This window comes from Saccharicrinis sp. 156 (genome assembly GCF_050589685.1).
In the GTDB taxonomy this organism is placed as follows: domain Bacteria; phylum Bacteroidota; class Bacteroidia; order Bacteroidales; family Marinilabiliaceae; genus Saccharicrinis.
This window is the reverse complement of sequence record NZ_JBNGOS010000010.1, coordinates 135,731-160,252: the sequence shown is the minus strand read 5'-3', so window position 1 is coordinate 160,252 and position 24,522 is coordinate 135,731. Positions and strand designations below refer to the sequence as shown.

Annotated in this window: 19 protein-coding genes; 7 read left to right on the top strand and 12 right to left on the bottom strand. The window is 37.6% G+C overall.

All coding sequences use genetic code 11. The features are described 5' to 3' along the window. Positions 1-22: 22 nt before the first annotated feature. Positions 23-1,093, bottom strand: coding sequence for an efflux RND transporter periplasmic adaptor subunit (locus ACRD64_RS08155; RefSeq protein ID WP_430932804.1), 1,071 nt, complete (start codon positions 1,091-1,093; stop codon positions 23-25). Positions 1,094-1,131: 38 nt separating this feature from the next. Then, on the bottom strand, positions 1,132-2,463 hold the full coding sequence (locus ACRD64_RS08150) for a TolC family protein (protein ID WP_430932803.1): 1,332 nt from the start codon (positions 2,461-2,463) through the stop codon (positions 1,132-1,134). A 325-nt stretch (positions 2,464-2,788) separates the two neighbouring features. Between ACRD64_RS08150 and folP the strand changes: the two genes are divergently transcribed. The 6 genes from folP to hemH all read left to right on the top strand — a co-directional run bounded on the left by folP (position 2,789) and on the right by hemH (position 9,865). Then, entirely contained in the window at positions 2,789-3,652 is an 864-nt protein-coding gene (gene folP, locus ACRD64_RS08145) for a dihydropteroate synthase (RefSeq protein ID WP_430932802.1), read from the top strand. 129 nt (positions 3,653-3,781) lie between these two features. Continuing rightward, a complete protein-coding gene (gene cdaA, locus ACRD64_RS08140) occupies positions 3,782-4,558 on the top strand; it encodes a diadenylate cyclase CdaA (RefSeq protein WP_430932801.1) in 777 nt (258 codons plus the stop codon). 403 nt (positions 4,559-4,961) lie between these two features. Beyond that, positions 4,962-5,822 carry a TIGR01777 family oxidoreductase gene (locus ACRD64_RS08135; protein ID WP_430932800.1) on the top strand — a complete coding sequence of 287 codons (861 nt, stop codon included), beginning with the start codon at positions 4,962-4,964 and terminating at the stop codon, positions 5,820-5,822. A gap of 243 nt (positions 5,823-6,065) precedes the next feature. After that, positions 6,066-7,445: an oxygen-independent coproporphyrinogen III oxidase gene (gene hemN, locus ACRD64_RS08130; RefSeq protein ID WP_430932799.1), complete on the top strand. Its 1,380-nt coding sequence runs from the start codon at positions 6,066-6,068 to the stop codon at positions 7,443-7,445. Between the two features lie 2 nt (positions 7,446-7,447). Next, a complete protein-coding gene (gene hemG, locus ACRD64_RS08125; protein ID WP_430932798.1) occupies positions 7,448-8,812 on the top strand; it encodes a protoporphyrinogen oxidase in 1,365 nt (454 codons plus the stop codon). Between the two features lie 48 nt (positions 8,813-8,860). Further along, a complete protein-coding gene (hemH, locus tag ACRD64_RS08120; protein ID WP_430932797.1) occupies positions 8,861-9,865 on the top strand; it encodes a ferrochelatase in 1,005 nt (334 codons plus the stop codon). 258 nt (positions 9,866-10,123) lie between these two features. Here hemH and ACRD64_RS08115 read toward each other — a convergent pair whose 3' ends face one another. The 6 genes from ACRD64_RS08115 to ACRD64_RS08090 all read right to left on the bottom strand — a co-directional run bounded on the left by ACRD64_RS08115 (position 10,124) and on the right by ACRD64_RS08090 (position 18,596). Continuing rightward, on the bottom strand, positions 10,124-10,411 hold the full coding sequence (locus ACRD64_RS08115) for a hypothetical protein (protein WP_430932796.1): 288 nt from the start codon (positions 10,409-10,411) through the stop codon (positions 10,124-10,126). Positions 10,412-10,720: 309 nt separating this feature from the next. Then, positions 10,721-11,896 (bottom strand): radical SAM protein, encoded by a 1,176-nt coding sequence (locus ACRD64_RS08110; RefSeq protein WP_430932795.1) that lies wholly within the window; start codon positions 11,894-11,896, stop codon positions 10,721-10,723. Positions 11,897-11,924: 28 nt separating this feature from the next. Beyond that, positions 11,925-14,744: an aminotransferase class III-fold pyridoxal phosphate-dependent enzyme gene (locus tag ACRD64_RS08105; protein WP_430932794.1), complete on the bottom strand. Its 2,820-nt coding sequence runs from the start codon at positions 14,742-14,744 to the stop codon at positions 11,925-11,927. Positions 14,745-14,879: 135 nt separating this feature from the next. After that, positions 14,880-16,205 carry a B12-binding domain-containing radical SAM protein gene (locus ACRD64_RS08100; protein WP_430932793.1) on the bottom strand — a complete coding sequence of 442 codons (1,326 nt, stop codon included), beginning with the start codon at positions 16,203-16,205 and terminating at the stop codon, positions 14,880-14,882. Further along, on the bottom strand, positions 16,144-17,577 hold the full coding sequence (locus ACRD64_RS08095; protein WP_430932792.1) for a B12-binding domain-containing radical SAM protein: 1,434 nt from the start codon (positions 17,575-17,577) through the stop codon (positions 16,144-16,146). Before ACRD64_RS08095 ends, ACRD64_RS08100 begins: the two co-directional genes overlap by 62 nt. Before the next feature lie 11 nt (positions 17,578-17,588). Continuing rightward, positions 17,589-18,596 (bottom strand): hypothetical protein, encoded by a 1,008-nt coding sequence (locus ACRD64_RS08090; protein WP_430932791.1) that lies wholly within the window; start codon positions 18,594-18,596, stop codon positions 17,589-17,591. A 287-nt stretch (positions 18,597-18,883) separates the two neighbouring features. Here ACRD64_RS08090 and ACRD64_RS08085 point away from each other — a divergent pair, with 287 nt between their 5' ends. Next, complete coding sequence (locus ACRD64_RS08085; RefSeq protein ID WP_430932790.1) at positions 18,884-20,011, top strand: GNAT family N-acetyltransferase; 1,128 nt, start codon at positions 18,884-18,886, stop codon at positions 20,009-20,011. Positions 20,012-20,032: 21 nt separating this feature from the next. Here the strand turns inward: ACRD64_RS08085 and ACRD64_RS08080 are convergent, their stop codons facing one another. The 4 genes from ACRD64_RS08080 to ACRD64_RS08065 form a co-directional block, all read right to left on the bottom strand. Continuing rightward, positions 20,033-20,743 carry a methyltransferase domain-containing protein gene (locus ACRD64_RS08080; protein ID WP_430932789.1) on the bottom strand — a complete coding sequence of 237 codons (711 nt, stop codon included), beginning with the start codon at positions 20,741-20,743 and terminating at the stop codon, positions 20,033-20,035. Positions 20,744-20,764: 21 nt separating this feature from the next. Then, positions 20,765-21,370: a methyltransferase family protein gene (locus tag ACRD64_RS08075; protein WP_430932788.1), complete on the bottom strand. Its 606-nt coding sequence runs from the start codon at positions 21,368-21,370 to the stop codon at positions 20,765-20,767. A 1-nt stretch (position 21,371) separates the two neighbouring features. Beyond that, positions 21,372-22,295 carry an alpha/beta hydrolase gene (locus ACRD64_RS08070; RefSeq protein ID WP_430932787.1) on the bottom strand — a complete coding sequence of 308 codons (924 nt, stop codon included), beginning with the start codon at positions 22,293-22,295 and terminating at the stop codon, positions 21,372-21,374. 480 nt (positions 22,296-22,775) lie between these two features. Next, complete coding sequence (locus ACRD64_RS08065; protein WP_430932786.1) at positions 22,776-24,395, bottom strand: hypothetical protein; 1,620 nt, start codon at positions 24,393-24,395, stop codon at positions 22,776-22,778. Between the last annotated feature and the right edge of the window lie 127 nt (positions 24,396-24,522).

Genomic DNA, 24,522 nt, shown 5'->3' with positions numbered 1-24,522 from the left:
AAACAATTAGTTTGGTTAGTAATTAAAGTTCTAAAGCCATCCCGTCGTACAACCTCTCGTCACATTTTACAATCAGTTGGTCCCCTTCCAAAAGTCCCGAGAGAATCTCAACCTGATTTGCATTGCTTTTACCCAGACGCACCCAACGCAACAGTGCGGCTTTAGATTCGCCAACGGTCCATATGCCGGTTAACTGGCCTCTGTTGACAATTAAATCTTTAGATACCATTATTTTTTTATTGCTTCCCTTGGTTAATTTCACCTGGGCAAACATGCCGCTTCTCAAAGCATCTTTTTGCTTTTCGTTTGGCAGTAATGAAACTCGGGTTTCGAACTGGGCACCGGATAACATACTTGAAGTACTCACCCTGGAAATAACGCCCATAACATCTTCGTCGCAGTTTTTTAAGGCTACATAAACGGTATCGTCTTTGGCAACCAAATCGATCTCCGATTCTGGAACACGGGTAATCACCTCGAACTGTCCCGGTGCTTCAACTGCCAGCAAGGGCATTCCCGGATTGGCCATATCGCCCGCATCCACAAAACTGTTGGTAACCACACCTGAATAAGGTGCGCGGATATTGGCATACATCATCATGGCTTCCACTTCGGCCTTTGCCTTGCTGGCGGCCTCCAATCGGGCTTTCATCATATTAAAATGAGTGGTGATATCGTCCAATTCCTTTTTAGTTGCACTTTTCTTTTCGTACAAGTTACTGATTCTGTTGAAATCGGTTTCTGCATTTTTGTAGGCTGCTTTCACTTCTAGTATGTTGGCTTCAACCTGACTTTTTTTAGCCATGATATCGTTACTTCGGATAGCCAGTAATAGCTGTCCTTTTTCGACTTTATCGCCCTCATGCACATAAACCTTGTTTATTTGCCCCATGATGCGGGTGCTCAAGGTCGATTTTTTTACCGAAGCAACAGTTCCCGGATATTGATAGGATTTAGGTACCTCCGATGCCTTAATGGCAATAGTTTGTACAGGCACACCTGCTTTCTGGGTTTCCTCTTTTTCGCGACTGCCGCAACTTTGTAGCAACATTCCCGCAGCTATTACAAGCATGAATAATTTTGAAAGATTCATAGTTATTTTGAGTTTTTTATTATTTACTAATTGAGATTTTATTTAGAAGCTGATTCTGATGAGAGCAGCTCGTATTTGAACACTGAGATATTATAGTTGTAAATTGCATTTAAATGCTTTAATTCGTTTTCGGCTGATGTGGCTTCCGCCATTAATAGGTCCGATGTTCTTTCCATTCCTTCCTCATAGCGGTTCGTTCTAATCCTTAACGACTCTTGTGCTTGTTCTGCAGCCATTTTATAAGTTAACAGCTGACTTTCGTTAACCGCAATATCTCTTTTGGCCTGCATCAGTTCCATATTTCCTTTGTCGAGATATTCCTGATATTCTATTTCCGATTTATGGAATTCTGCCTTCGACTTATTCAGTTTGCCCAGGTTTTTTCCTCCGTTAAACAATTTCCACTGAAGGTTGATTCCTAACATATAGCTGTCCGCATCGAAACCTCCTAGATCGGCATCGTACATATTGTACATGCCAAAGGCGTTAATCCTGGGAGCAAAACTGAACGCACTGCTTTTCTTCATCAGCTTTCTGGCTTCCATGCCATATTGCATCGCCACTACATCGGCTCTGTTGATTACCGTATTCAATCCCGAAAAAGAGAAGTTTACTTTATGAATGGAGTCTGCCACTTCCAATGGAAGGTTAATATCTCGTCCTATTAAAAAGTTAAGTGACTCTTTGATGGATTTTTCTTGATTTACGGCGGCTTTCATTTGAGCGTCCAATTCAAGGGCTCTAACCTTAATAGCCAGCAGATCGGCCTCTTTCATATAACCTTGTTCCAGGTTATCCTCGGCCATTTGTAAATAAGCCGCAGAAGCTTTGTGCGCCTTTTCAATAACCAATTTTCTACCTTTGGCCAGTTGCAGGGCATAATAGGTTTGTTTTAATAGGTAATGAATATGTGATTTTGTATATTCACTTTTTAGTTCAACGGCTTTCACTTTCTTTGTGGCGGCACTTTTTCCCATCCAGGCATCCACATTAATTAATGGTTGCTCTATTTTTATCTGAGTATGGAAATTGTTGATACTGCCTGGGTCGTTTAATAGACTTGGGGTAAAATCGTCCCCTGTTACAATGGCTTGCTGTAATTTAAAACCAAAAGCATTGAGCGGGTCTGTCGTTGAATAATATGTGCCTGAAAGTTCAACAGATGGCAAAATACCTGCGTTTGCCTGTTGATTATCGGCTTTGGCGCTTTTAGCATCCGCCAGGCTCTTAAGAATCTCGCTGTTATTGCTATTAGCCATTTCCAATATTTGATTCAGGGTAAAAACATTACCTGAGTCTTGAGCTTTTGCAGGCCATAAAACACCTAAACAAATGCTTAGTGTTAAGATGAATAGTTTTTTTGTATGCATAGTTATTGTCATTTTTATTCAAATTTGTTGCTTTTGAGGTTTCAAATATAAATCCATAAATGTAAATATCCAAATAAATAGATATGTATAAATGTGATATGTTAAATATAAATATCGTAATGTGTTGATATTGTGTATGTAAAGTTGTTCTTTGGAATGGTAAATGCGAAATTAAAATAAGAAACAAACTGACGTTTTGTTAGAGGATCCCTGACGATATTACTATTTTAGCTGACAAATCGACCGAAAATAGAATGACTGTTACACTTTTCCCGTTTTAAATATTACATGATTAAACTACTTTTGCATCATTAAAAGTCAATTCATGCAAAAATCAAACGGTTTTTTAAATAAACCCAAAACTATAAACTGTAATGGGAAATTACTGGATGTGAGTAGTCCTTTGGTAATGGGTATTCTTAACATCACTCCAGATTCCTTTTTTGATGGAGGTAGATACAAAGATAATAAATTCGTACTGCAAAGATTAACAAAGATGTTAAAGGAGGGAGCCGATATAATAGATATCGGAGCCTATTCCTCTCGTCCCGGTGCTCAACATATAAGTGAAAAGGAAGAGTTAAAACGGTTGCTGTCAGTTTTGGAGTTGGCAAGAAACAAGTTTCCAGACAGCATCATTTCTGTGGATACATTTCGGTCGGAAATAGCCAAACAGGTTGTAAAAACTTTTCAGGTGGATATTATTAACGATATTTCGGCAGGGGAAATGGATGACAGGATGTTTCAGACGGTAGCAGAGTTAAATGTGGCTTATATTATGATGCATATGAAGGGTACACCGCAAAATATGCAGCTAAATCCGTTTTACGAAAAAGATGTGGTTTTTGAAGTGATTGATTATTTGGCAGAAAAGAAACGAAAGTTGGGTTTGCTGGGCGTTCATGATGTAATTATTGACCCGGGTTTTGGTTTTGGAAAATCAATGGAGCACAACTACGAGCTGATGAAACGATTGAATGAATTAAAACTTTTGGAGTTACCTTTACTAATTGGAATATCGCGAAAATCGATGATATACAAATTGTTTAATGGTACACCCGAAGAGGCTTTAAACGGAACCACAGCCCTAAATATGTTGGCTTTAGAAAGAGGAGCTGAAATATTAAGGGTACACGATGTTAAAGAAGCAAGAGAGTGCGTGGGAATATATAAAAAGCTTCGTGGTTAATATATTTCATACATTTTGAGATCTCTGACGACAGGATTTTAAAACTGACCGGAGGCGGTTATAATTAACCCGCTATTATATTGTTTAAATAAGATAAATTCGTGTAATTAGCATGCACAAAAGAATAATATGACATTTTTAGATATACGATTTATTGACGTAATTGATATTACACTGGTGGCTTACCTGATGTACAGGCTCTATAAGCTTATTAGGGGTACGGTAGCTCAGAATATCTTTTTCGGATTGTTTGCATTTATTGCTTTTTGGCTTTTTATCAAGTTTTTAAATATGGAGTTGTCCACTGCCATAATAGACAATATTGTAAATGTGGGGGTGATAGCTCTAATTGTTGTATTTCAGCAGGAGATAAGGCGTTTTTTTCTGCTGATGGGTACCAAATATAACATAGCCAATCGTTTCTCATTCGAAAAAATATTTTCCACTCCCTCAACAGGTGTCATGAACATCTATAATAAACCCATTGTACGAACCTGTCAGAATCTGGCTAGAACAAAAACAGGGGCTATCATCGTGATATCTAAAAAATCGGAATTGTTGGATTATGTGCAGACGGGAGAGTTGGTGAATGCCGTAATTTCAAGTCGTTTGTTAGAAAATATTTTTTTTAAGAATAGTCCGTTGCACGATGGGGCGGTTATTGTGGCGCAAAACAAAATAAAAGCGGCAGGCTGTATATTACCTGTGTCGCAAAGTTTTGACCTGCCGAAAAAACTGGGACTAAGGCATCGGGCTGCACTCGGTGTAACAGAAGCAACCGATGCTTCGGCTATCGTGGTTTCGGAAGAGACCGGAAAGATATCGTATTTTCATGCGGGCGAGATAAACCATGGGGTAACACCAGAAGAGTTGGAGAAGCTCCTGGGGCACGAACAATCAAAGTAAAAGCTTACATATGTTAAGTCAAGGCAAGTGTAAGATTAAGAGAACGTTTCATTTTAATGTTTTGTTTTTCAATGGGAGAAAAAGAACGTAATTCATTTGGGCTTTTTAAACGTAATTACTGAAATTGCCCGGAATTGAGTTGTCAAAGTTAGGTGAAGATGTTCACAAAATGGTCTTTTGTTGGTTTTCCCTTTCGTGTGAATCGACAAATCAATCTGGTAAGAAAAGGTAAGAAGTGATATGGATTCGACATCATCGATAAATTTGAAGTTCATCAGGTATAATAACCTTTTCTCAAATAGATCGGCACCCTTATTCAGGAGTTAAGTATCGCAATACTTAGTTTGGATAAAACTTTTTCTAATTTTATGCATCGTTACAAAATATAACCAGTAATATAGTTATGAAGATTTGCTTAACCGGAGGTACAGGTTTTTTAGGTTCTAGAATTGGCCTTTTTTTTAAGGAGAATGGTTTTGAAGTGGTAAATATATCTCGTCAAGACTTTAAAGGAAGTCCCAAAACAATCGCTGATAAAATTGAAGGTGCTAATATGTTAATTAATTTAGCTGGTGCTCCTATTCTAAAAAAATGGACATCCAGCTATAAAAAAACTATTCGCGACAGCAGGGTTGAAACCACCAAGCTGCTGGTAGAAGCGATTGGGTTGGCTAAAAATAAGCCCTCCATTGTCCTCTCATCTTCGGCAGTGGGTATTTACGATGATGTTTATGAACATGATGAATTTTCGGACAGGCTGGGAGATGACTTTTTGGCCTCGGTTTGCAAGGACTGGGAATCTGCTTTAGCACCATTAACTTCCATGAATGTTAAGCTGGCGGTTATGCGCATTGGTGTGGTGCTGGATGCCAAACAAGGAGCGTTGGCCAAGATGTTGCCTTCTTTTAAAATGGGTCTGGGAGCAGTAGTCGGTGATGGCTTGCAATCGTTTCCATGCATTCACATCAACGACTTTCTTTCGGCCATCTGGTACATCCTTAAAAATCCGGAATCGAATGGAGTCTATAATTTGGTGGCCCCGGATATGGTGTCGAATCAATATTTTTCGAAAAAACTAGGCCAAAAGCTTAATAGACCGGTCCTTTTTAAAGCCAGCAAGTTCATGATGAAGATGGTGTTTGGGGATGGTGCCAGTGTGCTTCTTAAGGGACAGAAAGTAAAACCTCAACGTTTGTTGGATTTAAATTTCCCATTTCAATTCCCGACAGTGGATGCTATGCTCGATGACTTGGTAAGGAAGTAACGTTCTCCGTCAATAGTCATTGGTGCACTAGCCAGTTGTCATTTGGATTGTGATTCACGCATTGGCTTATTCAACAAACCAAAGAATTTGTTGAATATAATTTGCTATTTTTGCAATCTTACTGTTCATCTTATTTTATTGCCTCGGTGAACAAAACAAACGCTACATAATTATAATAGTACAATAAAATTAAATTGAACTTTGTGTCCCTGCGACTCCGTGTTCATAAGTCCTTAACACAAAATGAAAGTAAATAAGCAATTACTCGATAAATATAATGTTCCTGTTCCTAGATATACCAGTTATCCTCCCGCAAATCATTTTACGGATGATTTTAAGGTAGATGATTTTAATCATCTTCTGGTAAAATCAAATGAGGAAGAACCACAGAATGTTGCCTTTTATATCCACATTCCCTTCTGTGCACAGATTTGCCATTACTGTGGATGCAATGCCATAAAAATGGGTAGGGCAGATGAGATCAGAAATTATATGGATGCACTGAAAAAGGAGATCTCGCTAATTATAAACAAGATTGATAGAGGACGTAAGATTTCCCAAATTCATTATGGAGGAGGAACGCCCAACGCCATTAAAGCATCCTATCTAAAAGAGATTAATGATATCCTTTTTGATGCGTTTGATTTAATCGAAAATCCGGAAATTGCGATTGAATGTAATCCAGCTCACCTGTCTTACCCTTATTTAGATGAGTTGTTCAAAGCTGGTTTTAATCGTTTTAGTTTTGGTATACAGGATTTTGACGAATGTGTTTTACAAGATGTCAACCGTAAGCCATCAGCCTTGCCGGTGGGTGATTTGGTTAAATATGTGAAGTCGGAAAATGAGAAATTTGCCGTGAACCTGGACTTTATTTACGGCTTGCCCGGTCAAACAACAAAAAGTTTTTGTGAATCTATTCAACAAGCTATTGAAATCAAGCCGGACAGGTTGGTGACATTCTCATACGCCCATGTACCGTGGTTCAAAGAACACCAAAAGATTTTGGACGAAAAAGGATTACCCAGTGCCGATGATAAATTGGACATGTTTTTGGCTGCATATGCCATGCTTTTAAAGGCAGGTTATATATCTATCGGTCTCGACCATTACGCCTTGCCAGAGGATGAACTTTGCCAGGCACTTGAAAAACACCAATTACACCGTAACTTTCAGGGTTATTGTACCAGGCGAACAACGGGACAGGTTTATGCGGTAGGTGTTTCGTCCATTAGTCAGCTCTCTGGCGGTTATATCCAGAATACGAAAGAGGTAAAAAAATATATCGAATCGATAGAGAAAGAAATACTACCGGTTGAAAAAGGGGTTATGGTTACCAAGGAGCAAAAAATGATCAGAACCGTGATAAATGAGTTAATGTGTAATAAATTTATCGACTGGCATATCGTTGCCAAAGATTTTTCAAGCGATGCCTTAACCATCAAAAAGCTGATTGGTTATGACGAACTTGTTTTGAAACAATTTAAGGAGGATGAATTAATCGACTTTACAGATGAGCAAATCGAGATCACGGAGTTAGGTACCATGTTTATCCGGAATATTGTAGCAGCTTTTGATCCAGCTTTGCAAGGTAGTAATAAGAGATATTCAAACTCACTATAAAGATGGCGGATAATAAAGTTGACATTGTAATAGTTGGTGCGGGGCTTACCGGATTAACACTGGCTTTTTACTTAGAAAAAGCGGGTAAGAAAGTAATGCTTCTTGAAAAAAATGATAGGGTTGGCGGCGTGATCAGCACGGCGGAAGAAGAAGGATTTGTCTACGAAAAAGGCCCCAATACAGGTGTGATAGGAACCGAAGGTATTGTGCAGTTATTTGATGATTTAAAAGGGAGTTGCGAGCTGGTCACACCCAATCCTGAAGCTGATGAAAGATGGATTTTGAAAAGTGGCAAATGGGAGCCTCTTCCTTCTGGTTTGTTAAAGGCTATTTCAACGCCCCTATTTAAGTTAAAAGATAAATTTAGAATATTGGGAGAACCTTGGCGAAAGAAAGGTGCTAACCCGGATGAAACGCTGGCAGAATTGGTTAAACGACGATTAGGGCAAAGTTTTCTGGATTATGCGGTTGATCCATTTGTCTCGGGTATCTATGCCGGTGATCCTGTAAAACTGATCACCCGTTATGCCCTGCCCAAACTCTATAATTTGGAACAGAATTATGGAAGTTTTATACGCGGTGCCATCAAAAAGAAAAAAGAACCCAAAACTGAGTTGCAAAAGCGAGTGAGCCGCGAGGTGTTCTCGGCCAAAGGTGGATTGAATAAGCTGATCTCGGCATTGGAGCATAATATTTCGGACGAAGCAATTTTTTGTGGATGCCAAGCGCTTAAGATTAAAAAAACTGAAGCCGGATTTACCTCAGAATTTAAAGCGGATAACGGGGAAGCGGTATCTATAAATTCTTCTCAGATAGTAACAACATTCGGAGGGAAGGGATTGCTGGATATTTTACCATTTGTTCAGAAGGAACTATTGAAACCAATCGCTAATATTACCTATGCCAAAGTGGTTCAGGTGGTGGTCGGTTATAAACAATGGACGGGGAAAAAACTGAATGCCTTTGGAGGGTTAGTGCCTGGCATTGAAAAAAGGGATATCCTGGGTATCCTGTTTCCAAGCGCTTTGTTTGCAGGAAGAAGCCCCAAAGAAGGTGCCGTTTTATCTGTTTTTGTTGGTGGCATCAAAAAACCTGAAATGATATTGAAGTCGGACGAAGAGATTCGGGATATGGTTTTGGCAGAAATTGAGTCCACTTTATATTGTGCGGAACAACCTGATCTATTCAAAGTGTTCCGCTATCAGAATGCCATTCCCCAATACGATATTTCAACCAAAGAACGGTATGAAGCCATTGACCGGATAGAAATGGAAGTTGAGGGATTGCATTTAGCGGGAAATATAAGGGATGGCATAGGAATGGCCGATAGGGTGCAGCAAGCCTTGGAATTATCGAGGATACTTTAGTAATCAATTATTTATCTGTTTTTTTTTGCCTAAAAGTCAATTGTATACATGAAGAAAGCATTATTAATCATCAATATCGGTACACCGGATAAGCCAGAAAAGAAGGCTGTGCGCAGATTCTTGTTTGAGTTTTTAAACGATAGGTTGGTGATAGACATTCCGTGGCTTTTGCAAAAAATACTGGTTAATCTGATTATCATTCCTTTTCGGTTAAATAATTCTACCAAGTTATATCAGCGGTTATGGACTAAGGACGGTTCCCCATTAATGTTTTATCAATCCCGATTGGTTAAAAAACTCAACGACAAGCTGAAGGGCGAATATGATGTTTATTCGGCCATGCGCTACGGAAACCCATCTCTTAAGTATGTGTTGAAAGAAATTCAGAAAAACAATTATGAAGAACTGATTGTTTTGCCACACTATCCGCAATATGCAACATCCACAACCTTGTCTACCATCAACAAAGTTAATAGGGAAGTTAAAAACTGGAAAAAACTGCCCACCATCAAATATGTAGACCAGTTTTATGATCATCCGGCATTTATCGGTGCATTTGTTCATAACATCAAAAAGCACGATATTGACAGTTATGACCATGTAGTGTTTTCGTACCATGGCTTACCCGATAGACAAGTGAATAAATTACATCCCCCAATTAAAAGTCCTGAATGTTCTTGCCATGTTGCTATGCCAGATCATGGAAGGAATTGTTATAAGGCTACTTGTTATCAAACGACAAGGCTTATGGCAAAGGAACTAGGGCTGGAAAAAGAAAAATACACCGTTTCTTTCCAAAGCCGATTAAGCAAAAATTGGTTAATGCCCTTTACCGATGATGTATTAAGGGATCTTTTAAACAGGGGAAAGAAGAGAGTTTTGGTTGTATCGCCAGCGTTTGTGACTGATTGTCTGGAAACAGAAGTGGAAATAGGATTTGAATACAACGAAGAATTCCTCGAGAATGGGGGCGAAAAGCTTCAACTGGTCGAAAGCCTTAACGATTCCGAAGTGTGGGTAAATGGAATAGCAGAAATTGTTAGATCGTACTAAAAAATGCCTGTAAGAAAGCTCCTTTATTTCGAAGTCTTTGATAAGAAGGCGTCAAAGACAAAGCCTGCTCTGCCAAAGCGGAGGCTTGTTAAGCCATATAAAACAGAATCAGGCAGCTGCCGGATGAGTATTTTCTGACAAAGGTAACGCAGTAGTTGACGTTTTCATGTAAAGAGTAACTACGTACGTTCCTTAAGGTAACTTTTGTTTTTTTCCGCCAGTTCTATTTTTATACCTGTTAGCATTCCTGAATGCGATTTATCTGCATAGTCCGAACTCCGTTGAAGGTAATGGCATACATTTGATGTTTACCTTTTTTTTGTTGATGGCCTGAAAGTACGCTGTTACATTGAATTGAAGGATGTCACTGAAATCGCAGCCAATATGGATCATTTTTTCAATGCGCAAAAAGTCGGCTCTGGGTATGGTGAAAATATTTTCAGGGATATTAATATTATCATTTTTCTTAATCTGTGCAGTCTCTTCTCCTGCGTCCCGAAACTCTTTTTGCCACGAAGTGCGATCTAAACTACTCGCACCTATCATAATTGCCCATTCTTTTTATACCCTCCAAAGTTTAACTACTCGTTTTTCTTATTTCTTTAACGCCGTAATAAGTCACAACGCCAATAATTAATATATCCAGTATAAATCTGCCAATAGTAATGTAAATTTCTTCCATACAAATAATTTTAGGTTGTGATATATGATGACAGAGTATGTAAGATGATCATCATATTGAATGTAAAATTAAACTCTAATTATTGGTAAGATTACATTAAGATGACGAATTGCCATTTTTGAAGTGTGAATTAAATAAGAGGAATAATGAAATTGTTTTGCAGTAGTTAAAATTTATAGAGGCGACTTATCAAAAAGATTAGATGAAAGTGGTTTTCCATATGTTTTAATTTCCTCGAGGCCACAAGATGGCACTAGTTTCCCGTTGTACAACATGGCATCGGGGCAGGCATCACACAAATCACGTTCACCGTCAACAAATCCGGGAGGTATAGTAAAACTTAATATTTGTATTATGTTTTTTTTAAACAACAATGAGGGTTTGCAGAGTACCTTTAGAATGAGTTTTAAGATGCTGGTTCGTAAGGTTTTTACTAATAAGCTTAGGAATAACAACTCCGTAAAAGTGATCTGGTTTCTCCCATTTTTAAATACATACGAATACTTACCATATTTATAATGATATATCATGAGTATGGCTTCAATGAATTTTTTGTCGATATAATCCACAAAAACACCTCCTTTAATCATCCAACCAGCCTGTAGCCATTTTATACTTGAATTTTCAAGTTGGCTGCCCAGGTAAGAGGCATATTTCAGATTTGGGAATTCTTGATGGATGACCTGGCACATCTCTTCTAAAGTGACCCAATTACTTGTTTCAAGCACTTCAGATTTATCAAAAACAACCTGCCGGATGGGAATAAGAGTAAGAAAATCTACTACTTCGGCATTTTGTTGAGCCCAACGAATGACCTCTGTTATTTCATTCAAATTTTTATGGTTAACAACAGAGATAAAGCCGAGGTTGATATTTTTTACAGAGGATACCATTTCTGCCCATTTTTGTCGTTTGGTGTTGAGCTCGATTTCTGTATGGTTTTTTTTCTCCTCCATCAAAGAATCTAACCGAATGATTAAACCCACCATACCAGATAGTTTCAGTTTTTTAATAAGATCTACCGTAAGGAGTAATCCATTGGTATGCACGAAAGCTTGCATTCCTTGTTGGGTGATAAAATCAATTATTTCGGATAATTTAGGGTGCATTAGTGGTTCGCCACCGCTAATAGAAATAATCTTGCAATTCCTGATTTTTTCCAATTGTAAGATCTCCTCTTTGATTTTATCCAAAGGTTCGTGTTTGCCAATATTTTCCGGTCGGTTGCAACCACGATAGCAACCGGGACACTTTAAGTTGCACATGGTGGTAATTTCTATCCAACCGTTTGGATTATCGTTTTTAGAATATGGAAGGCGGTAAAGTTCTGTAATAGATGGAGCATACATAGCGCTTGTTTTAGTAATTGAATATATTTTAAGGTATAGTCATTTTACCCATCACATTCCCGAAGCCATACTTATTCCCTATTTTTCCAATCTGAAGAACGTTTTGAGGTTGTATCGGTCCAAAAGAATAGGTTTCATTGCTGTTATTAAACCCCATTATTAATGTTTCGCTGATACAAGCGTATGCCTCTCCCTGCCTTAAAGGAAATCCTTTCAATGGCATTTTATCCATAGATGGCAAAGTGACAATACCACCTTTGATTACAGTTATATCGTCATCGTTCAGCAGTTCCTGAGTGCAATTTAGTGGCACAGAAATATCGCAAATTACAGCGCCTTTTTTGAAATGTTTCGACTCAAGGAATGGTTTGGCCTCGTTGGTGGCAACAATTATTAAGTCGCATTGGTTACAATGATCCAGATTGTCTATAATTTTTACGGGATTCTCGTCTTCCAGTTCATCTTGCAATAGGTTCCATAATTTATTGCTTTCTGGCATATTAGAATTTGCGATAATTTTTTGATAAAGTTGGCTGTTGAAAATTTTTTCTTCCAATTTGGAGTTGTACTGGTGTCCGCTGAAAAGGTGTTTCATTATGTGCCACAACAAATTATTTCCATGTTCTTTTGCCTTATTGCCTAATTTACCATGATTACCCATCAAAAGTATCTCACTACAACGATTCGTCAGAAATCCGGAAATGGAAGAAGCTATGTTACCACCAGCACCAATAACTGCCATCTTTATATTGGTCAGGTTCAAATTTTCGATGTGTTTTATAATATTTTGAACAGCGGTGTAAACCGTGTAGCTATTGCCTGTAGTTATATTTACATTCGAATTCAGTACAAGTTTTCCATTTTTTAATAATATTGAGGTAAACTGCCCTAAGCCAATTATTGAAATGTCAAATTCGCCATTCAAAATTTGAATGGCGTTATTGCAAAGCCTCCTGTAACAACTTAGCGACTCGCCTGGTTCAGCAAAGGCATCTTTGACCATTTGCGAGGTAAATGATAAGCCGGAAAATGTTATGGAAACAACATCTCCATGATCATTTCTTATATTTTTTCGGCCCAATATTAGCGGACAGGCCATGGGCAAAAGATTATGTAACAACTTCATTAGGGTATCATCATCCAATAATTTTAATGATGGATCAGCAGCTTTCACGGTGTTTAAATCAATATAATGGACTAAAAAGCCAACCTTGTTCATTGCCATATCACTATCTTCAAAAACAATCTTTCCATGTCTGTAATCCTGTATCCCCCTTAAACTTTGCCATTTGGGAGCAAGCATAAAATCTATCAATTTATACAAGTCTTCATAATAAAGGAAACCACATAACTCTTGTAAGGAATTAATGAAGTGTTCAATTTCCGCACCGGTAACCGAAAAACTTGGATGGATCCGTATTGTGGTAGTGTTAGAGAGTGGGACAGAAACACGTATGTTTTTTCGATTCAACAGCCAGGCCGAAATCACATAGCCCAAATAACCACTTCGAGACAGCAGTTGGAAACCATAACTCTGACTGAAACTAAAGTCTTTGAATTCAATACCTATCATTAACCCTTCACCTCTAATGTCGGTTATAATTTCAGGATACTCCTTTTTTAGGTCAAACAGTTTTTCTTTAATGATATTCCCTTTGGTAATGATGTCTTCCTTTTTGTGACCTGCTATTTCTAGGCTTTTAATGGCTAAAAGCGATGACAATTCGTCCTCTGCAAAAGTTGAAGTATGGTTCAGGCCAAATTCTGAGATATATTGCTCACGTTCCACTACCAAAGCACTTATTTTAACCATTGCGCCTCCCAAGGCTTTACCTAAAATATAGTAGTCGGCATATACGTCCGCCTTAAAGGATGATAGAAAAGTTCCGGTTCTAAAGCATCCAGATTGTACTTCGTCGAATATTAGAGGGATATGATTGACTGCTGTTATTTCTCGCAAAAACTTAAGAAATGGATGGGGTACAGGTAAAACACCGCCTTCGCCTAAGATAGGTTCAATTATTAATCCTGCAATTCTGTTTATTTCAAATTCTTTAATCGTTATATATCCATCTTTTTTCAATACCGGAACAACCAGTTTAAATTGGTTTTCATCAACAAGTTTTTTAACGTCTTTTTCGTCCCAATCAAAGAAAAGGTTATTGGTTTGATTGTCGGATAAAAAAGGGCGTCTGTATTGCTCGCGATAGGTAACGGAAAGTGCAGCCAGTGTTTTGCCATGATAGGAATTCCTAGAAGCCAGGATCAAAGGTGGGCTATTCTTGATACATTTTTCGTTATGTTTGATTATTGCGTTTTTGAAATCCTCAAATGTTGAGTAGGATAGATGATTAAAGGTAATCTTGAAAGGGCGATTCTGGCCGTGCACTTTAATATTCAACAGAGTTGATTCAACCTTTTTAATTATGCCGGATAATTTGTTGTTGTAGTTTAAATAAGCATGTTTAATCGCAGCTTCAACAGCCTCTGAACCGGAGTTGGCCAGTGTTGTTATATATTCTTTGTTGCTTTTGTGTGCAATCAGGTCATTTATTTTCTTAGCCAGTAAAGCGGTTCCTTTTTTTATGGACAGTTGAGTGTGAACAGGGATTTTCCTTTCCTGCAACTGGTGAAGGTATTTGAGTAAATCGGGATGGTTGTGCCCTAGTAAGGCACAACCATAGCCGTTGATAAAATCCAGTACTTTAATTTCAGCTTCCCCTTCTGTATAATAAAGATAGTTCTGCTCCGCTTTAATATATTCTTTATCCAACTTTAGCGCTTCCATTAGTCTGACAGGCAGTGGTCTTGCATATGCTTTATATAAGGAATGGATATATTCTTTCATAAAACTATAAATGAGAATGTTTATTAATTATATTGATTAAACAGCCAGGCATTGATAACCAGCTCTATTTTCAATTCGTCTTTCTAACCTATACGGGTAACCTTTGGGTAATATAATTTGATCCGCACACGCCGGTTAAAAGATATTTGGAGCATCGCCATTTTTAATATATCTGCGATAGTGTAAATTGACAACGAAAGCAAACAAGTACATGAATGGTCGGTTAAAAAATCGCTTATGAAAAATTGTCCTTTTTAAAATGTTAGGGATGGTATATACTTTGTTGTAAAGCCACCAATAGCGGTTCTCCAATTTTTCGGGAGTGATTTTTTCGGGAACATGAACACAATTTGTTGCTGTATATCTCGAATAATTTTCGTGAATTAACCTTCCCTGTTCCTTATATTCAGCATACAAATCGGAACCGGGCATGGGTGTCATGATATAAAATTTCGGGACCGGGATTTTAGTTTTCATGATAAATTCAAAAGTGGCTTTTATTGATTGGACTGTATCGCCGTCCGTTCCTATGATCATTTCTGTTGCAGGGAGTATGCCGGCATCAGCTATTCTTCCCAATAATTCTTCGTGCTCATGGGTTATCACCCATTTTTTGTTGAGTTTATCCAATCCTTCCTGGCTAAGACTTTCTATGCCCAGGCTAAGTATCCTACACCCAGATTCTGCAACGAGCTTTAATAATTCCGGTTTTTTTGCCAATTGTATGGAGCATTGACTGGCCCATGTCATGCGAAGCGGTTTAATCTTTTGGCACAGTTTTTCCAAATAAGTTGGGTTCCCGGCTATATTGTCATCTATCAAATAAAACCTTTTAAAACCCAATTCCTTTACTCGATAAATATCATTCATCACCTCGTCGATAGGTCTGGTAATATATTTACCTTTGTACAGGCAAGCGATTGAACAATAGCTACATAAGTTAGGGCAACCTCTTCCTGCCTGTACAGGTAGCATATAGCCAATTTTTTTGTTTATTAATATATCATAGTCGGGAAGAGGAAGGTTCTTTAATTCTTTGATGGGGTAATCGTAAACTTCATCTATTGTACCATTTAATTCATAATCCTTCAGTAGCTTCGGGTACGCAATTTCTGCATCACCAATGACAACGCTGTCGCAATAATCTTTGACAAACCAGGGCACCATGGATGGCATATAACCGCCCATAACCACTGTTTTACCTTTGGCTTTAAATGCCTTGGCCAAATCTATAGCCCTGAAGATAGCGTGGCCCATGGCGCCGATTCCCACAATATCTGCATCCGTATCCAGGTTAACATCTTCAACAATATCAATAATAACCTCTACATCCCAATGTTTAGGAGTAATAGAGGCTAACAAAGGAAAAGCAAGGCCTGGCAGGTAAACCCTTTTTTGTTTACAAGGTTTTTTGTTCTTGGCGCTGTACTGAGTCGGTTGAATAAATAGTATTTTTGGCATAATGTGAACCCTCCATAATCTTTTTCCTATATTGCTTGCGAATTTTTATTAGCCCCTTGATGATTTTATATTGCATAAGAGGTGAATACTTAATGTATCCCCATAAATGTTTGGGTTTGAAGATAACACGTTGATATAATTTGATGATGTTATTATAATATTCGCTCACGGTCATGTGATGTGGTTTTACCATGATATGTGCCAAATCCCATTTGGAGAAATCACTTCGGTCAATAATCAATGTATCTTCGTCTATGTAAAGTCCGGTCCCCTTTAATGGGGTGAGAGGTTGTAGGTTGATAAATTTCAATCCAAGTTCAACCATAATATCAGCAGCACGGTTGAAATCTTCCTGACTCCATGTGGGAGATAAAATAACCGCTGCGTAACAATCTACATTGCTTTCACTTAGTACCTTAAGAGCCAGTTTGTTGGTGCTTTCGCTGGTTTGTTTTTTATAACCGGATAATTCATCATTATTAAAGGATTCGAGACCAACAAGAACTGTTCTAAGCCCAATTGACTTAAACTCATGGATAATGTTTGGATTATCTGCAATAAAATCCGCTCTTCCAAAAACAAGATAGTTTTTGTTTATCCCGTTTAATTTAACCAATCGAATAAACTCTTTAAGCCTGCCTTTTTCCAATAAAAAATCATCATCAATGATATATATTTCTTTTTCTTTTATTGTTTTTAACTCTTTTATTACAATATCGATTGGCCGTGCAAAGTATTTTCCTCCCGTAATTATACGGCAATAACAGAAATTGCATTTATAGGGGCAACCAAAAGATGTTTTAAGCAGAGCTACCTTATTGTGGAACACATAAAAATACTTTTTGCGATATTTTGAGGTAAGTGTTCTGTCGGGTATTATCGTATAGAAATCATATTCTGGCAGTAAAGCCTCGTCCAGAATTTCCCCTTGCGATAAAACACCATTCGGCAAGTCGGCATTTCCTTTGATATGATCGATTAATTTGGGAAATGTAATGGTGGCATTACGGACCACTCTAAAATCAACATATTCATGATCAATATCTTCCGGAAATTTCTCAATGTGAATACCTCCGGTTACCGTAACGGTTTTGGGATTTATCTCTTTAGCAATACGGCAATACGCTGCCATAATGGCTGTATGTGTAATATAGCCGGTAATACAAAATACATCCGGATCATATTTGTGGATAAAATAAGAAATCGGTTTTTTCTCATGAATCATATCTATAACGGTCACTTGATTGTCAGCCTTGATTAAAGTAGCCAGAATTTCAAGTTCCAACGGTTCAACAACCATAATGTGTTGCAGGCCGATTGTTTCGGGCGATGGCTTTGGTCGTACAAATAATACATTTAAAGACCTTTCCATAATATTCAAGTTTAGTTATTGTTACTAAATACTTTTGTTTTTTTAGAAATGTGATTGTAGGATATCTGTTTTTGGAATATCCTTAGCAAACCCATAATTACTTTTTTGTTATGGTACAAAAACATATGTCTCTCATCTATTTCTCCACCTAATCTCATTTTGGGGATCTCTGCGGTCTGACCCAAATCGATAAGCTCACATTTATTGGTGAAACATGACTTTAATATGCTTATGAGATTGTTATGGTATGCCTGGTATTTATTTCTTAGTTCATAATTCAATCCTCCAAAAAAGAAAAATCCTCTGTTGTTATCGAAGCAGATTATGTTCCAGCAGAGTAAACATCCTGCAGCATAATGACTGGTAAGCTGAAAATTATCCGGTAAATTCCTGAAAAAATCAAAAGTCAATGTTTCCAGCTTTGTTTTTGTACGTTCCAGGATTTGCAGGTACAATTCATGATGCTCTTCGGTATAATCGGAGCATAAATTAACAAAGCACTCTACCCCTGAGAATTTTTGAAGGATATTGTTTAGGCGTCTTCTGTATTTCGATCTGATTAGTCCCTGATATTCTTCCCAGTTATTGATATTTTTCTTGAAAACAACAGAAGGTAATGTCCTCATATTTATTGCACTATCCTGGGTGAATCCGTTAATGAGATTGAGAGCAAGTATGAATCCTTTTTCCTTTTTCAGGATATATTCCGAAAGATATGTAAACTCGCATGTTTCTCCTATCAACCCACTTGCCGAAACGGATACAGGCAGGCCAATAATGTGAACTGTAGTTTGGTTGGTGAATTTGGAAAAAGTGAGCAAGTCCATCTTGATGGAATATACCACGGCCCCGGCTTTAAGACATTCGTCGATGTAAAGCTCATAATAACGCTGGTTACAGGGATTGTATTTTTGTAAATGAAGAAGAAAATCTTTTTTTTGAAAATAGCAAAATGTTAAATCATCCCAATATTTATTGAGCTTATTTACTGAAGTTACCCTTCTTATACTTCGTTCCATAAAGCGATTAAGTTAACTGATTCCTACTATTATTCTTGTTGGAAAATTAATTGCTGATTCTTTATTATTTAATGAGCATATCGGGTTTTGGCAATAGTTTTAATGGTACAGGTTATTTTATAATGCCTTGTTGGACATGTTTTTCAATAATGAGAATGATCAAAGTTTGAAAAGCGTCCAGATTATTATCCATTGCTAAATTATTATTTGCACCAATAGCACCGGTTTCATATATTTATAGAAGGTAAGTGTTGTATTTTAACAGCTTAGCGTAATTAATACAAACTATGCATATAAAAATAAAAGAGGTGATCAACCTAAAGGATCTAAAGAGTTTTGTTCAGTTTCCAGAATGGCTTTATAGGAATAATCCTTATCGGGTGCCTCCTTTATTTGTGAATGAATATAGTATTCTTAACCGTGACAAGAATCCCGCATTTGAGCATTGCGAGGCTAAATATTGGTTAGCCTATGATAGGGATCAAGTTGTGGGACGCGTAGCAGCCATTATAAATCATGCTCATATCAAAAAATGGAACCAGCGGTACTTACGGTTTGGTTGGATTGATTTTATTGATGATAAAGCTGTGTTTTTAGCTTTAATGGAAAAGGTAGAACAATGGGCATTACAAGAAGGGCTGGAAGCTGTGCATGGTCCATTGGGCTTTACCGACCATGATCCGGTAGGAATGCTCGTTGAAGGATTTGACGAGATTAGTACACAAGCTGCCACTTATAATTATCCTTATTACACAAATCATTTCGAAAAAGCCGGATACACAAAAGATACCGATTGGGTTGAATATGAAATCGAAATTCCTGATGTTACAAACGAAAAAATAGAACGGATCGCAAATATGGCCATGCAACGTTATGGACTTAAGCTGTTGGCAGTAAACAACAAAAAAGAACTATTGCCTTATGCCAGCGATTTATTTCAATTAATTGAAGATTCGCACCAACATTTATACGGTGTAGTGCCATTAACCAAAAAGCAGATACAAAAATATATTGAGCAATATTATGACATTATAATTCCTGAATTTCTTCCCGTTGTCATGGATAGGAACAACCGTGTTATTGCTTTTGGATTTGCGATCCCGTTTATAGGTAAGGCATTACAAAAGGCAAAAGGCAAGTTGTATCCTTTGGGTTTTATGTATCTTTTTAAGGCCCTCAAGAAGAATGATCGGGCAGAGTTGTGTTTAATTGCCGTAAAACCGGAGTACCAGAGAAAAGGGGTCAATGCGATATTGATTCATAACATGGTTCAAGTATTTAATTCAAAAGGAATATTAAAAGTTGAATCCAATCCTGAGCTTGAATCAAATAAGCTTGTTCAGGGCCAATGGAAATATTTCGATAAGAGACAGCATAAAAGAAGAAGGTGTTACATTAAGCACTTAAAGGTTTAATTATTAAAAGAGGAATAATTATTACTGTGCCAGGATACAAACAAAATTGCACCATTGAAAAAATACATCTATTTGTCTAAAACCAACTTCTCTCAGCATGTCGGAATATTCAGACATAGATAATAATTGCATTACATTTTTTAGGCTGTTCTTCTTTGAATTTATTTCGTCGGGTGAGAAATGTCTTAATTTCCAGTTTTCGTGTACCTGTCGGAAAAAACTATTTGATTCGTCATTCGGAAAGGACATTTTCTCGCATAAAATAAAATAACCATTAGGCATGATTGAATCTTTAATTTTATTCAATACGTCCCTTCTCTTGGGTATTTCGACAAATTGCAAGGTAAAAGCGGATACTATTAAATTGGATGGCAGATAATCAAACGTTTCAATTTTCTCATTTCGGAATGTTACATTGTTAATAACCTGGCATTTTTTTTTGGCCATATTGAGCATATGGTCGGATTGATCAATTCCAACAAAAGACAATTCCTTAGAGTGGTTAATGGCCTCAATGTTAAAGATAACTTCTCCGGTTGCGGTACCCAGGTCATAAACAAAGGCATGATCCGGTAGGATTTGTCGTGAAATCAAGGCAATAAGTCGTTGTACGTCATCATAACAGGGAATCGATTTCCTGACATGATCGTCGAATATTTTTGACACATGCTTATCAAAGGTCCAGTTTCCAACCCTGGATAAGATCATTTTTTCTAATGTAATATTATCCATATATTTTTCAGCTCAAGAATCCTAAAGCCACCTTCGAGTTTTATTTTTATAATCTTCGTATTCATCACCATGCATCCATGCTAAATGTTCTTCCTCAATTCTAATTCTAACCGTAAAGATCATGAACACCAGATTAAGTATACAAAATGTTATTACGTTGGGTAATGTCATAAACAGGCCTAACGCATTTAAAACCATTCCCAAAGCAATAGGGTTTCTTGATCTTCGATAAATTCCCGTAGTTATTAGGTCGGTTCTTTTTCCGGACCGGTCAATACCTATTCTCCAGGAACTTTTTAATTGAAGTTGCGAAACTCTCACCAAAACAAGGGATCCGACCATAATCGTGGCACCTGAGATACGGACAATTCCGATTTCCAGATAAGGTATTGGAACAAGGATATGGTAACTATTTGGGAATGCCGAGTACATCAAAATGGCCATTAATATAAAGACAAAGATGATTTGGCGGTAGACCTGAAAAATATACATCAATTTATCTTTTGGGGTGACCACTTCGGGATCAATACCATATTTCTTTTTGAAAGAAGAAATATTTTCTATGTACAACACCAATATGTAAACAATAATGTACGAGGGGAGGAAAATTCTGAAAAACAGTTCCATACTATTTCTGAAAGAAGGTGATTGCTTCCATCATATCATTAAAAGAAGGGTTTGCTTCTTCGAACACCTTTTTGTTTTTGGTACTTATGTCTGTCTCAATGTTTTCTTTAAGCACCAGGCTCGCATGTGGAACTTTTAATTTCTTAGGGATTTTAAAGAATGTAAACCGGTCTGGAGGTGTAACTTTTTTCAGGTTGAGAATTCCTTGAATATCTGCCGTATGATCAAATTCTGAGTGCGCAGCAAAAACACGTTTGGGAAATGGATCTTTGTCATCATATTCATCGAGTAAATCATCTGTTTCCTTAATCAGCCGAACCAGTTCACGGGCACCATCTTTATCAATTCTGGCATAGCGATAAGGATTTTCTCCAATAAGAGGTTTCTTTCCATCAATCCTATCAAGCCATTCCGTAACGCCTGTACGAAGAAGTCTTTCAATGATTTCCCCAAAAACGCCCAAAGGCCCCCCTGCCAAATCAAGCGCAGCAGAGAACAAGTAAAGATCGCCATTGATTTTAGGACTGATACAAGCCATATAAAAGCTTAAAGTTCCTCCTGTAGACAAACCTCCAATTGAAACTTGGTTAACTTTTGATGCAGCGGATTTAATGGCGAATCGCACGTTCGCTTTCCACTCTCTTAAATCTACACCTTCCATTCCCTTCGGTTCTTTAAGACCATGAAAATGGAGTAGGGGCAGGTAAACATTATATCCAAGGTTATGATGAAAATGATAGGCAATCGCACCCATAAAGTAGGGGGAGTCGGTAAGTCCGTGAACCAACACAATGGCTTTATCTGCACCTTCGTGTTCCATCATCGTGGGGTAGCATCCTTCTCTGATTTTGTCATGAGAGAAATAATCGAATTTTTGGTAGTAATCAAACCATTCGTTATTAACCTTGTTTTCTGGTGAATTCATGATCGTATGTTTTTGGAAGGTAATGTTTTAAGCTAATTCTTGAGTCAGGTTATGGTGTCTGAAGGATACTTTGTTTTTGCATCACTCACAAAGTGCTTGAAATGATGCATCTATAGGGAGCAAAAGGCACTGCTCCGCCATGGTCAATTCCAACGGAAAGGCCTGTGTAAAACATTTATACTCAAGTTACGATATGTTTTAGTAAAAATCCATACCATTTAATAGGGGAATAAATGAAATGTATTGGAGAATAATAATGCTAGTTAATACTCTAATGGTTGTTTGTAAGCTTATATGCATAGGAATATAAGCTTACATTAATATCCCAATCCCCCTCCCTACGACTGCACCGCAGTACTCTTATTTTAAGGGAAGAACCGATGTTGCTTATGTGGAACGGGTATTGATTAAATAAATATACTAGTCGATAATCTTCGTTTAGATATAATTACGGAGCATTATACGCTCGATTCACTATACTTAAAAATCGGTATAAATGCTTCTGATGGATGTTCTAACGGCAAACCAAACCATTTGGGTGTTTTTCGTTTCCTGGTCATTTGATTCTTTTCTGATTCTAAGTCCCGCAGCAATATTAAAATTGTTTCGTGGATTAATCAAATAACTCATATTACCATCCAGATAAGTCAGATTGGTTCTTAAACCCTGACCGATAGAATTTCCATAATCTTCAGGTCGGTAATCATTGTCTCTAAAGATATTTTGGCCAAAGCTGGGAGCATCTTCATCGTCAGAAAGGTCTTTGCCATACATGGCAAACATCAATTCAGCATTAAAAACAAATCGTCTGTATTGATACTTTACTTTGGTAACGCTTTCCCTGAAGTTGGCACCGAGGGGATGGGCCAGCTCCTGATTGTAATGGGCGTAATTTGTTATGGTTTCGCGGTGCGAGTAAGTATATGGCCTTACCTGGTTATATTCGGTAAGGAAATCAAGCTTGTTGATGCCGAAAAGGTTATAGCTTTTAAAACCCAGTTGAAAACCTTGTTTGTTGGCCCACCATTTGTTGCCGGAAAACACTTCGTCGAATTTAAATTCACCTAACACAAACTGTCCATATAAGGCACTGTTGTTGCCGACGATATATTTGGTGGTTAATCCCATGGTCATATTATCGGGCGATCCCAAAGAGTATTCTAATGGGCGAAAGAAGATTATAGGGTTAAGGTAGGAAAGGTCGAAGTTGCGTTGTCCCCTGTTATCTTGCCCAGCCCAAACAACGCTTTCGAATAGTCCCATCGATAAGCGGTTGCCGACATTGATGGTCAAATAGTGCGACGCTGAATATTTATCCAGATATCTGGAATCATTGCTTTCCTGTTCTTCAGTTATGTTGTTTAAGTCTCGATGTTGTGCCCACAACACATGATAATGAACCTTATTAAATTCAGCCGAAAACTTTAGGTAAGGATAACTAAACGAATTGTCGGAAAGTAACAACGAGCGATATCCATCGCCAATAAAATGTTTGCCCTGACCCAATTGCACATTAAACCACTTTGCAGGATTAAACGAAATAAAGCCTGTAGATTGAGCGTAGTCGTGCGCATTATCGCCATAGCTTTTGCTTTTTCCCTGTCCCGGTACTACTTTTCTTAGGTCAACAAATTCGTCCATATAATTCGGGAATACGCTTTGGTTCTCCACGAAATCGGTATAGAAATAAAAATTCTTGCCAAAGGTCCCTTCAATAAAAAGCCCTCGTGTATTATTCCAGGTGCCTTTTCCTTCATCCGTTTCGTTTCCCACACCAAAATCGAACAGAGGATTAATTTTAATGGTGACTTCCTCATTTTCCCATTTCAATAAATCATCATGGAAAATACGTTGCCAAAAATTCAATTTTCCTGATGGTACTTTTAATCCATCATATAACAAAGAATCTATATTTGTTATCGCATTGATCTTATCCAATTGGTAGGTACGAACAGAAGTATGAATGTTTAATCCGGGACGATAAATTATGCGTTCAAATGGATTGAATTTATCGTTGTTATAATGACTTATTTCCTGTGCCGACAGGTTAGTTGCTATTAATACTACTGTGGCAAATATTAATTTTTGACTAATTTTCATATGCTTTTATTTTCTTTCCATGGTCATATGGAACTCCCATGCAAATTCAATCATTCCTTTGCGTATAAATTAAATGATTGAATTTGTATGTTCTTTTCATTTTTTGCGAACTAACTGCTTTTATCAC